Source organism: Acinetobacter sp. YH16031 (assembly GCF_013417335.1).
GTDB lineage: Bacteria > Pseudomonadota > Gammaproteobacteria > Pseudomonadales > Moraxellaceae > Acinetobacter.
On sequence record NZ_VPED01000032.1, the window covers coordinates 1 to 13216 of the forward strand.

At 36.1% G+C, this 13216-nt stretch carries 12 protein-coding genes and 2 pseudogenes; 7 read left to right on the forward strand and 7 right to left on the reverse strand.

Features of this window, described 5'->3' with window-relative positions; all coding sequences use genetic code 11:
• Positions 1 to 105, forward strand: a pseudogene (locus FTV31_RS12720) (IS5/IS1182 family transposase); the annotation flags it as partial.
• A 1-nt stretch (position 106) separates the two neighbouring features.
• Here the strand turns inward: FTV31_RS12720 and FTV31_RS12725 are convergent.
• Positions 107 to 277 carry a hypothetical protein gene (locus tag FTV31_RS12725; protein WP_180015168.1) on the reverse strand — a complete coding sequence of 57 codons (171 nt, stop codon included), beginning with the start codon at positions 275 to 277 and terminating at the stop codon, positions 107 to 109.
• Positions 278 to 371: 94 nt separating this feature from the next.
• Between FTV31_RS12725 and FTV31_RS12730 the strand changes: the two genes are divergently transcribed.
• Together FTV31_RS12730 and FTV31_RS12735 are read left to right on the forward strand one after the other, a co-directional pair.
• Positions 372 to 578 (forward strand): helix-turn-helix domain-containing protein, encoded by a 207-nt coding sequence (locus FTV31_RS12730; RefSeq protein ID WP_071225333.1) that lies wholly within the window; start codon positions 372 to 374, stop codon positions 576 to 578.
• A gap of 59 nt (positions 579 to 637) precedes the next feature.
• Positions 638 to 1150 (forward strand): hypothetical protein, encoded by a 513-nt coding sequence (locus tag FTV31_RS12735; protein ID WP_180015170.1) that lies wholly within the window; start codon positions 638 to 640, stop codon positions 1148 to 1150.
• Here FTV31_RS12735 and FTV31_RS12740 read toward each other — a convergent pair whose 3' ends face one another.
• From FTV31_RS12740 to gltA, 6 genes and pseudogenes are all read right to left on the reverse strand, one after another.
• Positions 1151 to 1537, reverse strand: a complete 387-nt coding sequence (locus FTV31_RS12740) for a hypothetical protein (RefSeq protein WP_180015172.1) — start codon at positions 1535 to 1537, stop codon at positions 1151 to 1153.
• A gap of 1 nt (position 1538) precedes the next feature.
• Entirely contained in the window at positions 1539 to 3509 is a 1971-nt protein-coding gene (locus tag FTV31_RS12745) for an integrase (RefSeq protein ID WP_257227187.1), read from the reverse strand.
• Positions 3506 to 5422 (reverse strand): hypothetical protein, encoded by a 1917-nt coding sequence (locus FTV31_RS12750; protein WP_180015176.1) that lies wholly within the window; start codon positions 5420 to 5422, stop codon positions 3506 to 3508. Before FTV31_RS12750 ends, FTV31_RS12745 begins: the two co-directional genes overlap by 4 nt.
• On the reverse strand, positions 5419 to 6876 hold the full coding sequence (locus FTV31_RS12755; protein ID WP_180015178.1) for a site-specific integrase: 1458 nt from the start codon (positions 6874 to 6876) through the stop codon (positions 5419 to 5421). Before FTV31_RS12755 ends, FTV31_RS12750 begins: the two co-directional genes overlap by 4 nt.
• Before the next feature lie 135 nt (positions 6877 to 7011).
• A pseudogene (locus FTV31_RS12760) lies at positions 7012 to 7299 on the reverse strand (hypothetical protein); the annotation flags it as partial.
• 169 nt (positions 7300 to 7468) lie between these two features.
• Complete coding sequence (gltA, locus tag FTV31_RS12765) at positions 7469 to 8743, reverse strand: citrate synthase (protein WP_004782984.1); 1275 nt, start codon at positions 8741 to 8743, stop codon at positions 7469 to 7471.
• Positions 8744 to 9747: 1004 nt separating this feature from the next.
• Between gltA and sdhC the strand changes: the two genes are divergently transcribed.
• Genes sdhC through FTV31_RS12785 form a run of 4 tightly spaced genes read left to right on the forward strand, consistent with a single transcriptional unit; the run spans position 9748 to position 13147 of the window.
• The gene (gene sdhC, locus FTV31_RS12770; protein ID WP_180015180.1) at positions 9748 to 10146 is read left to right on the forward strand and encodes a succinate dehydrogenase, cytochrome b556 subunit; all 399 of its coding nucleotides are present in this window, start codon (positions 9748 to 9750) and stop codon (positions 10144 to 10146) included.
• On the forward strand, positions 10146 to 10511 hold the full coding sequence (gene sdhD / locus FTV31_RS12775; RefSeq protein WP_004782980.1) for a succinate dehydrogenase, hydrophobic membrane anchor protein: 366 nt from the start codon (positions 10146 to 10148) through the stop codon (positions 10509 to 10511). Before sdhC ends, sdhD begins: the two co-directional genes overlap by 1 nt.
• A 12-nt stretch (positions 10512 to 10523) precedes the next feature.
• The gene (locus FTV31_RS12780; protein ID WP_004782979.1) at positions 10524 to 12422 is read left to right on the forward strand and encodes an FAD-binding protein; all 1899 of its coding nucleotides are present in this window, start codon (positions 10524 to 10526) and stop codon (positions 12420 to 12422) included.
• A 14-nt stretch (positions 12423 to 12436) separates the two neighbouring features.
• On the forward strand, positions 12437 to 13147 hold the full coding sequence (locus FTV31_RS12785; RefSeq protein ID WP_004782977.1) for a succinate dehydrogenase iron-sulfur subunit: 711 nt from the start codon (positions 12437 to 12439) through the stop codon (positions 13145 to 13147).
• Positions 13148 to 13216: the final 69 nt, after the last annotated feature.

Consider the following 13216-nt stretch of genomic DNA (forward strand, 5'->3'; position numbering starts at 1 on the left):
ACCTTCAAAATCCTTGCTGAGCGTTATCGAAATAGAGGTAAAAGGCTTGGTTTGAGATTCAATTTAATCGCTGGAATCTACAACTTGGAACTGAGCAAAAAATGATTTATGAAAGAGGTCTATTGATACCTTGATAGATACGTTGCTTATTTTGTGTTGTGCGAAGGTGCTCATCTAAAACGTTTAAAATGAAATCTTTTGCTTCCCATTTCTCAATAGTATGTTTTTCAAAAGTATTAAAAAAATTTGAATAGAATGGTAAAAGGCGATTTGACATTAGACAATCCTAAATTTAAGCAATGAGGATTATAAGCCGTGGACTTATAAACATCAAAATTTGATAGTTCTATTTTTTGAACTATCGATTATTTATGAATGATTTAGCGGTATCAATTGGTCAATTAATACGCTTTACTCGAGAGTCAAAAAAAATAAGTCAAGAAAATTTGGCTTTACAATGCGGTATAGATCGAAGCTATTTAGGAAGAATTGAAAGGGGGGAAGTAAATATAACGATCAAAAAACTGTATGAAATTGCTTTAGCCCTAGATACGGATCCTAAAAATTTTTTACCTTGAAATACTATTCAGTAAATATGTATTCTTCTCTTAATTGTTGAAATTTTAAATTTAATATTATGAAGAATTTTTTTAAAGAAAATATCTATAAAGTGTGGTTATTTTTATATAAATTTTTAAAAATACAAGATTTTGAGTATAGAGGATTAACGAAAGGTGAAGTCAATATTGCGAAAACAGTTTTTCGTGATCTTATTAATTATGATGATGTAAAAATTTTTAATATTCCTTATTTACCTTGGCAACCTAAAAACATATTAATGGCTCCAAACGGTAGATTATTTGTAAATAAAGAGATTTTCTGCAAAGATTATTCTCAATGTTCAATTGCAATGCAAGGTGTATTTATCCATGAGCTAGCGCATGTACTTCAATATCAAAAGCATACGAATGTAGTAGTTAAAGGCTTTATTTTACAGAGTTCTTATTATCTTAGTTTTAAGATGTATGATCCATATAAATACAAATTGATCAATGGAAAACGGTTTGAGCAATATAATATTGAGCAACAGGGTGATATTGCACGCGACATTTTTTTTGAAAAAATCCCTAATATTATCATTCGAAGCTAATTAATCATGATCGGCTTGACGGATTGGTATGATATTGCTTCCATTTAAGGCGTTGAGTTGTTTTTTCAGTTGATAATTTTCATAAAGTAATGAAATCTCTCTTCCCAATGCTTTTTCTAAGTCTTCACGGACAGTTTTCAATTCTTCTTGTATTTTTAAAAGCTTACGTTGATCAAGAGGCGTTATATTTTGTTCTTTTGCCGCACTGTCAATGGCTACAATTAGATCTGCAAATATTAATCTTGATTTCTTGATTGCTCCTTTACTACGACCAGCTTCTAAAGCTACAGAATCATTAGAAATTTTCGTTCCAATATCTATACGAATAGGCTTATTTACTTTCAGTCGTTCAAGTGCTTCAAAATATTCAATAAGAGCTTCTGACATTCTATCCTGCACCCTTAAGTTCAATAATTTTATGCTTTGTTTCTTTAAGTATTTGAAAATGTGATACTTCAGTTCGATATTCTAGCGAGGTTATATCTAAAAAGTTAATCATTTTCTCTTGTGCTGTAATAACTCTTTCTAGCTTAGGTAGGCTGACAATTAAGTGTCGACAATTATCTTTTAAACAGTTAATTTGAAACCAATTGGTCGCTGTAAAATTACAAGCTCCAACTTTGGTACAGCCACCCATGATTGTTTCTTTATAGGAAATTTCGCCTTTTTTGAAACGTTGTAGTGTTTGCTTGCGATCAAATATTATCATTCCTTCTTCATTTTTAAGCGTATTTTCCATCCAATGTATATGACCACCATATAAAGGGGTATTAGACATTAAAACGTTAAAAATATATCCTAATGAGTTAGATTCTAATTGGGTCTGTTGCCATTCATTTGCAAAATGGCTTTTATCGTCATTTATTAGATTTTCTGCAAATGTAGAACCTTTAGCATAATAACTGGTCATTTCATTGGTGATATGTTGTAACTGCCTTCGTAGAGAGGGTAAAGATACAAGACCTGATCTTTGAGCATAAAGTGCTAATGAACGACGTAATTGATGAGTAGTAAAAGGCCAATATTGTCCAATAAGAAAAATCTCTTCTGATCTCCATGCTCTGTGAGGATCAATTTGTTCAAGTTCTTCAACATCAGCCAATTTTATTTGGGGTATCAGTTTATCAACTACTTGTTTACTGTATAGAGTTCCAATGCGATATTGTTTAATTGTTGACTCAATCGGTTTACTTGAAAATCCAAAGTAACTCGCTGAAATAAACAGGGGATACTGAAAAATATCTGTGCTTTTTTGAATTCCTTGTTCATCAAGAATTTGGTAAATATGATCAGCAATTTTTTGAGCAATTCTGACGGCTTTTAAACCCTCAATACTTGTTATCCATTGGGTGGTCTTGGCATTTCCCTGGTTTAACTTAGTTGTTCTACCAATTATCAAATAATGTTTTTGTGAGTTCGAGATCACCTCTTTAATACATTGATAAGGGATAGTTTGTGCCTCTTCGTCTCGCATACCAGAAAAAGCTTGAATTACAAGTTTACAAATACACTGCGTTGCTGTAACTAAGCTAGAGATTTGCTTTATTGTGAATTGTCCAGTATGTACATTAACGAAGTTTTTTAATGGTTCAGATACATTATCCAAAATTGAATGAAAATAAGCTCTTTTAGCTGAACAACTTAGTTTATATTCATAACATTCCAAAATTAATTGCATTAATTCATTTGATACTTTTTCCCACTCTTCTAAATAACATGTCCAATTTTTTAAAATTTCAGAATAGATTCTGGTAGGAATAGGGGCATGTTGATTTAAAGATGCTCTGTACTGTTTGTTCTGTTTTTGCAGTTGTCTTATTATTTCTGGTTCAATTATCTTGATTGCAAGATTTTGATAACTACTAGCAATTAGTAATAATAAAAGCGATGAAAGTGTTTCTATAAACCATCCTGAGTTCTGAGATCGAACGAATTCTAAAAATAATTTATTATTGCCGATGACTTCTTTTAACGTGGTGTGTTTACATTCTGCAAATTTTGCAATATCACGAGTAATAGTTAGATAATTTCTTAATGTCCCAAAACTTAACGGGCTTTTATCTCTTAGCCAAATTAATATAAAGAAAATATGTTTAATTTCTTTGATTAATTCCTGTCTCTTAGGGGTTAATTCACCTTGATCCCAATAGGTGAATAATAACGGACTTGGCTTACCATCGGGGTGGTAAATGGTGAAGTCCCAAACAATGTCTCCATATAATGAAATTATAGCTCCTGTGGGTGATCTACTTACAACAAAATCATCCGATGGTAAACTATCATTCAATATATTGAATGAATCAGGTGGAATATGATGTGAAGGAAATGTTAATTTTGCATCTAGATTTAAAATAGTCATATTATCCAATCTAACTCCATAAACATTTCAAGTTTTCTTGCCCAATAAATGTCAAGTTCCCCTTCTTCAACTTCAGACATAATTTTGTTTACAAGCGGTTCATTGTTCTTTTTAACATGGGCTATAATTAAATTAATTCTTTCAAAAATTGGTTTTGTTATTAAATCTTGTTCTTCCAAGTTTCCTATTAAATGTGCTGTTTTTTCAATACAATACCTACAACTTAATAATTTTCGAATATCAGTTTCATCTACGTGTATTCTATAATTCTCACAAAATAAGCAACCTTCGGGATTAATACAATTAGGTGTGTTTATTGAGTCGTTTTCCTGTGGAATTACAGGGTTTCCAAAGGAGGAGCATTTACCAATAGCACTCTGTAATAATTGCTTTTGATCGTGATTAGGCGAAAGAATAACTTTAGATATGTTATGTAGAAAGTTTGATATCTCTTCCCAATGTGCACTTTCAGAACCTGCAATATAAGAAGATAAAACTGTTTTTTCTGTATTTTGTAAAATTAGTGCTGTTGTTGAAATGTCAGTATTTCGCACAAGCCAATCACTTTTTGCTGCACGCCATTCTCTTGATTGAATTGTGGGTAACAGAGGATCAATTCGCTTAATTGCTGAGTAAATACCATGCAAAGTAAATGATTTAACTTGTTTCGGGGTGCCTAAACCTCGTTCACCAGCAGTAAAAAACAAATATTCAAACTTTTGATTATTTAAAAGATAATTCCTTAATCTAATGAAATTTTTGAATCTAGGCATAAATCCTACAGGTATTTCAAAACTGCACTCTTTACCTGCAGCTCTCCATTTTATTGTTCTGAATAATTGATGAGTGCTAGATATATGAAATTCATTATCCCATTGCAAATTGAGTATTTGTGACCAATTCATTCCTGTTTGTGCAGTAAATAAAATAATAAAAGCATTCAGCGCAATAGTTCCAATGTGTATTCTTTGGCTATGCCTAAAATTTTGATTAGCCGCAGTTAAATTATTTTCTGCATTTTTTAAAAGATGGTAAGTGTTTCTTTGATTTATAATGGGTTTTAGTCTTAATTTATCAATTTGTTCAATTGTGTTTAATATTCCTAATTGGTAGTTATAACCTAAACAAGTATTACGTTTGTCTAATGATTTAAGAGGATGAATAAACCATGACTCTGCAGGGAAAATCCAAAGCTTATTGTTTGGGAAATTTAAATATGTGGGCATGTTGAGTTCATGTGGATATTGTTTATGCTCAAGGATAAAAGAGACTATTCCATCAAAAATATTTTCACACAATGATAAGACTTTTGCCTGTGAATCTTCACTTGGAGGTTGTGTGCTTTTCTTGAGTTTTTGGTTTATTCGAATTATGTTCACACCAATGGCAAATTCATCATCTTCAAAAAAATCACATAAGAATGTAATAACTGAACTTTGTTGTCTTGAAGCACTATTTATTGTGATCTCGTCTCTTGAGACTTTTTCTTTTAAATATTGGGTGTACTGAATTAATGCTAGTTTAGCTATTTCTTTTTTATTTAATAGATCATAAAATTTATTCTGATCAGCCCAAAATACAAAGGCTACTGAACGTGAGATCATATCTCTAATAGTTTCAATACGTTTTCCACTATGGATAATATGTTCTGAAATAAAAGTTATAAGTCGGCGTACATCATCCTTGCGAGGTTCATACACAGAATCTATCTGTACAAGTCTTCCTTCATTTGAAATTCTTTTAACACCTAAATGTGATTTGGCTGTAGGTTGTCGAATTAAATAGCACAATGCACCTATATCAATGGTCTTACCCAGAGGAAATTTCACCACCACTTGTTCAGGGCGAAGAATTGTAATATTAGAATGAATTGGTAAATCATAGACTTGTATAATTCTTCGCTCTAAATTCATAATTTCTGATCCAAGTCAAGTGAGGTAACAATCTTAAATAGGTGATCATTATATGAGTCTGACACTTGTCTAATATGTTTTAAATTTTGTCGGTATTGTAGATATAAGTCTGTCGTTGCTGAGGATTCATGGCACATTCTAACTCTGACAAATTCACGAGCTTGGTGAAGACTTATTTGTCCTCTAGCAACATATTCTAGCTGTTCATCTGTTAGATTCATGCCAAAAGTAGCTCTTAAATCATGAAAGCGATATTTAAATTTTGGATTGTTCAATTGATTTTGAATATATGGAATTACTTTATCATTTATAAATTGCCTCACAGTTTGTCCATTCTTAGCATGATGAAGTGCAAAATTTTCATGAAAGTGTTTAATCTCCGCTTTAGACTGATAATAGGGTGTACCGCGATTACTTAAAAATAAATATTGATCATCTGAATCACCCAACAGTGATTTTTTTCTTCGTACCTGAGCATTTTCACTTTGTGAATAGATATGTAGTTTTTGGTAGAGCCAAAGAGGAATATGCAAAACTATTTTCTTATCATTTTTTGTGTCAATGCCTGTGCTAGGTCCTGCAGGAATTCTGATTTCCTTTAATTCTGAACCCTCCATATTGATAAATACATGATGCAATCTCATGGTGAGAATAGTCTGAATTCGTGCACCACTTGCCAACCCTAAGAGGTGGATTAAAAGCATTTCAGTGTTCTTTAATGCAGATAGGGCCTCTAGTAAGTGAATTTGTTCATCTTTGGACAATGGTCGAAGTAGTCCACCATCATTAATGGTTTCAGCATATGGATTATTTGATTTAGTGACTTTGATAGAGACATCTGTTGACTTGATTTTTTTTGTAAAAGTTGAACCAAAATCATTTTTTAAATCTATAAAACGATCTGATTCTTTCCACATAGGAAATTCAGGCTTCAGTAAGCCTTCGTTTTTTAACCAACGATAAAATGAGATTACAGTACTCATTCTTCTACGGGCAGTGGAAAAGCTGATTTTTTCAGCTTCAATCATTGTTCGTAGATATGCTCTATAGCGATATGTAGGTCTATATAATTTGTTTTTATCGAAAGTAACCCAATTCACATTTGTATCATCTAAAAATTGCCTAAATGCGACTAAATCACTAGCTATATTTGAATAGGTTGCCATAACTACATTAAGACTATTTTTTATTCTATCTAAGATGTAAATATTAGCTTCAGCCCAAGGCACTCCATAACTATCAACAACTAGAGGATATAAATTAAATTGAACAGGTGACTTAGTTTCTCGTGTTCCATAAGTTGGATCATATTCAAAAGAGTTTTGTGTTATATGCGCAACGTGGTATTTGGTTTGTGTTGGTAGGGTTATTTCTGTTGCTTCAAAATGTGAAGGTTGCACAACTTTTGTCTGAGCAAATTTAGATAAGGTTATTTTTCTAGCCTTGTTTGTCATATTGAAGCCAAAGTCTTTTTATAGAAGTTGCCTTAAACCTTACAAAAAAATCTTAGTTAAATAAATATCTTAAATTGAAACAGGGTTTGTCCATTTTTTATTAAACTTATATTTGTTGTCATTTTATTTAAAACTTATAGATACCATTTCATGAATGAAAAGCGCCTGATAAGAACGGCTTTCTTTAGAATAATCGTCCCGATAATTCAGATTGCGGACGTGAATATAACCACTTGGTGCCATGATCACATGCTTGGATTGCCAAGGCAGGAAAGGGTGATTCATGACCTGGACTGCTGAATAGTCAATCAGGTCAGCAAAGACTTGCTGGCAAAGTTTGATTTCCCCTGAAGTCAAATTCCGGCTTTTAAACTGATCAAAACGAATCATTCTCAGGATGAAGGGAAGCAGGTAAAACAGCATTAAAACTCAATCCTTAGCGATATAAGAGTAATTTCTAGAAATTTGCAGAAATTGAAAATTCTTCAGGTTTACTATTTTAAATTTTTCACATCATTATTGTGTTGGTTTTTGTCAGCCATAAAAAAACCACCCAGAAGGGTGGTTTTTACGTCTTTCAACGCTAACCGAATTAACGGTTGATGTCGCGTTGAACTTCGCCAGTGTAAAGCTGACGAGGACGACCGATCTTGTAAGGACCGCTGTGCATTTCTAACCAGTGGCTGATCCAACCAACTGTACGTGCAAGCGCGAAGATCACAGTAAACATTTCTGTTGGGATACCAATCGCTTTAAGGATGATACCTGAGTAGAAGTCTACGTTAGGGTAAAGGTTACGTTTGATGAAGTATTCGTCAGAAAGCGCGATACGTTCAAGTTCCATAGCAAGAGCAAGCTGTGGATCGTTGATGCCAAGAGCACCAAGAACTTCGTCACAAGTTTCTTTCATTACTTTCGCACGTGGATCGAAGTTTTTGTACACACGGTGACCGAAGCCCATGAGTTTAACTTCTTTAGTTTTCACTTTTTCCATGAAGCCAGCAACGTTTTCTACAGTGCCGATTTCATCAAGCATCTTAAGAACAGCTTCGTTCGCACCACCGTGAGCAGGACCCCAAAGTGCAGAGATACCAGCAGCGATACATGCATATGGGTTAGCGCCAGTAGAGCCAGCTAAACGTACTGTAGACGTAGAAGCATTTTGTTCGTGGTCAGCGTGAAGTGTGAAGATACGGTCCATTGCTTTTGCAAGGATTGGATCTACTTTGTAGTCACGGTCTGCAGGAGTCGCAAACATCATGTACAGGAAGTTTTCAGCGTAAGTCAAATCGTTACGTGGGTAAACGAATGGTTGACCAACAGTGTATTTGTAGCTCCAAGCTGCCAAAGTAGGAATCTTAGCGATTAAACGAATCGCAGTGATTTCACGATGGTTAACATCTTCGATGTCCAAATTGTTGTGATAGAACGCAGACAACGCACCAACAACACCAACCATGATTGCCATAGGGTGAGCATCACGACGGAAACCGTTATAGAAGCGGCTTACTTGATCGTGAACCATAGTGTGGTTACGAACTTTAGCGTCGAATTCTTCTTTTTGCTCAGCTGTTGGAAGCTCGCCATTAAGAAGTAAGTAGCAAGTTTCTAGGTAATCAGCTTTAGTTGCTAACTGGTCAATTGGGTAGCCACGGTGTAAAAGAACACCTTTATTACCATCGATGAAAGTGATTTTAGACTCGCATGCAGCTGTTGCCATAAAACCAGGATCAAAAGTAAAGTGACCTGCAGCCAACACATCTTTAACGTCGATTACATCTGGGCCCAATGTGCCGCTGTAAATTGGTAATTCAATTTCTTTGCCATCAAGCTGTAAAACGGCTTTCTTGCCAGTTGCTTCAGACATTCAATAGATCTCCTGTCCTGGTGAATGTATATCCGAGTTGCCTATCAATCTTTTAATGCACAAAACGGACGGATCAAAAATTTGCTATAAGATTAGTGGCTACTGAAATTTTGTCAATTATACTTATGGATGAAAAATGACATTCTCACAGTGGTTTAGTCATTTATCTTGGTATAAAAAGTTTAATAAAATCACAGTACCAAACCTCTATAATAAGTCAAATTGAACAGAAGGTGCAGAAAAAAATATAGTCTTTGCCGTATTTGTAAGCGTTTTTTCCTAGCAAAAAATAAAGGAGAAATTGAGAAAATATTCTAAGACTGCAACTTAAAATTATATAAATCTCGTAACTTACATCGATTTCCTTAAGTTTTTACTTCAAACTTGAATTATAAATAAAAGCAATAAATTTTCTTTTTGGCTCTGTTTAATCGGCTAAAAAATAGCTCGTAAATTTGCTTCACTTTGTTTAATACAACTTAAACAAAAATAAATAAGTGTTTTTTTGAATATAAAATGTCTAAAAACATCAAAAAAACTATGATCTACAAAGAGATAAGTAGGTTTTAGTATAAAAATTCTAAATTGAGATGCCTTTATATAAATAGTCATTATTTATTTGTGAAATATATCCTTATGATTTTACTTGGGATTAATAAGGACTTAGGATCGAAATTATATTTTTGCTGTTCATCTTTAGTCTAAATCTACTTAGTCGAAGCTTGGCTAGATAACAGACTAAATTAATCAAGTTAATTATTAAAAAACAAATATCTAGAATGAGAATATGAAGATAAAGTAAGTGGGGGAGAACTTAAAGTTGTTGTTAATGATTCTTATTTAAAGGTTTTTTGTTCAAAAAGCCAAATACAGTTGTTTGTATTTTAATAGTTCACGTTTTATAATTCAGTGTCGTTTTATGTTTAGGCATGTATTTGCCTGATAATGCCAGCTTTCCTTCGAATTAATTCCAACAAACTCCGGATGGAGTTTTTAACTACAGGATGCCCGCTGTGAAAAGCAACAGACCTGTCAATTTGTCCATGGGTCAAGTTTTAGAAGTAAACTTAAAATCACCCGTGGCTATTGCATCAATTCTACACCGTCTTTCAGGTGTCATCGTATTTTTACTCGTACCGGTCCTTTTGTGGCTGTTGGATAAATCATTGTCTTCAGCAGAAGGTTTTGCTGAAGTGCAGGAAATCTTTAACGGTTTCTTTGTCCGCTTTATCGTATGGGTATTTGTAGCCGGCTTAATTTATCATTTGTTCACTGGTATTAAGCACTTACTTGCAGATATCGGCATTGCAGAAGAACTGCAAAGCGGTCGTACTGCAGCTACTATTTCATTAATCTTGTCTGCAATCGGTATTGTTGCAGCATTTGTATGGATCGTACTCTAATGAAAAGTGCTACTGGTTTAACAGGTTCAGGTTCTCGTGATTGGTTTGTCCAACGCATCAGTGCTGTAGTTCTAGCTGTTTATACCGTTGTGGTGTTTGGTTGGATCCTACTGAATGGTGGCTTCAACTACGAGCAATGGTACGGCTTTATGATGACAGTTCCAATGAAGATCATGTCTTTGTTGGCAGTCTTATCTCTTGTTGCGCATGCATGGATCGGTATGTGGCAGGTATTCACTGACTATGTGACTACTCGTCAAATGGGTCCATCAGCATCAGGTTTACGCCTTGTACTGACTTCAGCAGTGATTATTGCTGTATTTGCATATGCGATCTGGGCAATCCAGATTTTTTGGGCGAATTGATAGGAAACAATCATGGGCGCTATAACCCCTAAAGAAGATTACACAAATATTCCACACGAAACTTTCGATGCAGTTATCGTTGGTGGTGGTGGTTCTGGTATGCGCGCTTCTTACCAACTTGCTCAAGCAGGTTTGAAAGTTGCGGTACTGACTAAAGTATTCCCAACACGTTCTCACACTGTAGCAGCGCAGGGTGGTATCGGTGCATCTCTTGGTAACATGCAAGAAGATAACTGGCATTACCACTTCTACGATACAGTTAAAGGTTCTGACTGGTTAGGTGACCAAGACGCGATCGAGTTCATGACTCGCGAAGCACCGCAAGTGGTATACGAATTAGAACATTTAGGTATGCCATTTGACCGTAACGCTGACGGCACAATTTACCAACGTCCATTCGGTGGTCACTCTGCGAACTATGGTGAAAAAGCTGTTCCTCGTGCTTGTGCTGCTGCCGACCGTACAGGTCACGCACTTCTTCACACGCTTTATCAAAGCAACGTGAAAATGGGTACACAATTCTTCGTAGAATGGATCGCGCTTGATTTGATCCGTAATGAAGCAGGTGATGTACTGGGTGTGACAGCAATTGATCAGGAAACTGGTAAAATTGCCGTATTCCAGGCGAAAGCTACATTGTTCGCAACGGGTGGTGCTGGTCGTGTTTACCGCGCATCTACAAACGCATATATCAACACTGGTGACGGTCTTGGTATGGCTGCTCGTGCAGGTATTCCATTACAAGATATGGAATTCTGGCAATTCCACCCAACGGGTGTTGCAGGCGCAGGCGTATTGTTAACTGAAGGTTGTCGTGGTGAAGGTGCAATCCTTCGTAACAAAGACGGCGAACCGTTCATGGAACGTTATGCACCGACTCTGAAAGACTTGGCTCCTCGTGACTTCGTATCACGTTCTATGGACCAGGAAATCAAAGAAGGTCGTGGTTGTGGTCCTAAAGGCGATTATATCCTTCTTGATATGACTCACTTGGGTGCTGACACCATCATGAAACGTCTGCCATCTGTATTCGAGATTGGCAAGAAATTCGCGAACGTTGACATTACTAAAGAGCCAATTCCTGTAGTACCAACAATCCATTACCAAATGGGTGGTATTCCTACGAATATTCATGGTCAGGTAGTTGTTCCTGAGTCTCCAGAATCTGAAGCTCTAGTAACGAACTACGATAAGAATACTGATACCTATTCTACTAACCAAGAAGGCCGTAACTTCACTAAACCAGTGAAAGGTTTCTATGCGATCGGTGAATGTTCATGTGTATCTGTACACGGTGCAAACCGTCTAGGTACAAACTCACTGCTTGACTTGGTTGTATTTGGTAAGGCTGCTGGTCAGCACATCATCGACTATGTGACTAAACACCACGGTGATGAGTATGAACCGCTTCCTACAACTGTGCTTGAAAACACAATTAAACGTGTTCGTAAGCTGGATGAATCAACAACTGGTGAGAATGCTCAAGAAGTTGCTGATGCAATCCGTGACATCGTTCAAGACCACGCGGGTGTATTCCGTACAACTGCGCTGCTTGAAGAAGGTGTAAAACAAATTCTTGCAATTGAGCCGCGTGTTCGCAACATTCACTTGAAAGACAAATCTAAAGTATTCAACACTGCACGTATTGAAGCTCTAGAAGTTGAAAACCTGTATGAAGTTGCTAAAGCGACCTTGATTTCAGCTGCTGCACGTAAAGAATGTCGTGGTGCTCACACTGTGGTAGATTTCGAATTACCACCAGATCACCCAGAGTATCCATATGGCCGTCGTGACGATGAGTGGATGAAACACACTTTGTGGTTCTCTGCTGACAACCGTCTTGAATACAAGCCAGTGCGTTACAAACCACTTTCGGTTGATGCAATTCCACCGAAACCACGTACATTCTAATCAGGAGATTAAAGATGAGTAGAGGTACTCGTACATTTCATATCTACCGCTACGATCCTGATAAGGATAAAGCACCGTACATGCAAACTTTTAAGCTTGAACTGACTGATAAGCACCGTATGTTGCTTGATGCGCTTCTTGCATTAAAAGTACAGGACGAATCTTTGACATTCCGTCGTTCATGCCGTGAAGGGATCTGTGGTTCTGATGGTGTGAACATCAATGGTAAAAACGGTTTGGCGTGTCTTTGGAACCTGAACGATTTACCAAATGAAATCACGATTCGTCCACTACCTGGTCTTCCAGTAATCAAAGACCTTGTAGTTGACATGAACCAGTTCTACGATCAGTACAACAAGATTCATCCGTTCTTGATCAACAACCAGCCTGCACCTCCTAAAGAGCGTCTGCAGTCTCCTGAAGAACGTGAACACTTGAATGGTCTGTATGAATGTATTCTTTGTGCATGTTGTTCAACTTCATGCCCATCATTCTGGTGGAACCCAGACAAGTTCTTGGGTCCTTCAGCATTATTGAATGCATACCGTTTCATCATCGATTCGCGTGATACAGGTACTCAAGAGCGTCTGGCTCGTCTTGACGATCCGTTCTCTCTGTTCCGTTGTAAAGGTATCATGAACTGTGTATCTGTATGTCCTAAAGGCTTGAACCCTACTAAAGCAATCGGTCACATCCGTAACATGCTTCTAGATATGGCTGGCTAATTTAGACTGCAATCAACAGTTTTTCAAAAAGCACACCACTTGGTGTGCTTTTTGCTTTATAGGGCTTCA

Coding starts and splice junctions, on each gene's coding strand:
- FTV31_RS12725 (WP_180015168.1), bottom strand. CDS start 277: ATGTCAAATCGCCTTTTACCATTCTATTCAAATTTTTTTAATACTTTT.
- FTV31_RS12730 (WP_071225333.1), top strand. CDS start 372: ATGAATGATTTAGCGGTATCAATTGGTCAATTAATACGCTTTACTCGA.
- FTV31_RS12735 (WP_180015170.1), top strand. CDS start 638: ATGAAGAATTTTTTTAAAGAAAATATCTATAAAGTGTGGTTATTTTTA.
- FTV31_RS12740 (WP_180015172.1), bottom strand. CDS start 1,537: ATGTCAGAAGCTCTTATTGAATATTTTGAAGCACTTGAACGACTGAAA.
- FTV31_RS12745 (WP_257227187.1), bottom strand. CDS start 3,509: ATGACTATTTTAAATCTAGATGCAAAATTAACATTTCCTTCACATCAT.
- FTV31_RS12750 (WP_180015176.1), bottom strand. CDS start 5,422: ATGAATTTAGAGCGAAGAATTATACAAGTCTATGATTTACCAATTCAT.
- FTV31_RS12755 (WP_180015178.1), bottom strand. CDS start 6,876: ATGACAAACAAGGCTAGAAAAATAACCTTATCTAAATTTGCTCAGACA.
- gltA (WP_004782984.1), bottom strand. CDS start 8,743: ATGTCTGAAGCAACTGGCAAGAAAGCCGTTTTACAGCTTGATGGCAAA.
- sdhC (WP_180015180.1), top strand. CDS start 9,748: ATGCCCGCTGTGAAAAGCAACAGACCTGTCAATTTGTCCATGGGTCAA.
- sdhD (WP_004782980.1), top strand. CDS start 10,146: ATGAAAAGTGCTACTGGTTTAACAGGTTCAGGTTCTCGTGATTGGTTT.
- FTV31_RS12780 (WP_004782979.1), top strand. CDS start 10,524: ATGGGCGCTATAACCCCTAAAGAAGATTACACAAATATTCCACACGAA.
- FTV31_RS12785 (WP_004782977.1), top strand. CDS start 12,437: ATGAGTAGAGGTACTCGTACATTTCATATCTACCGCTACGATCCTGAT.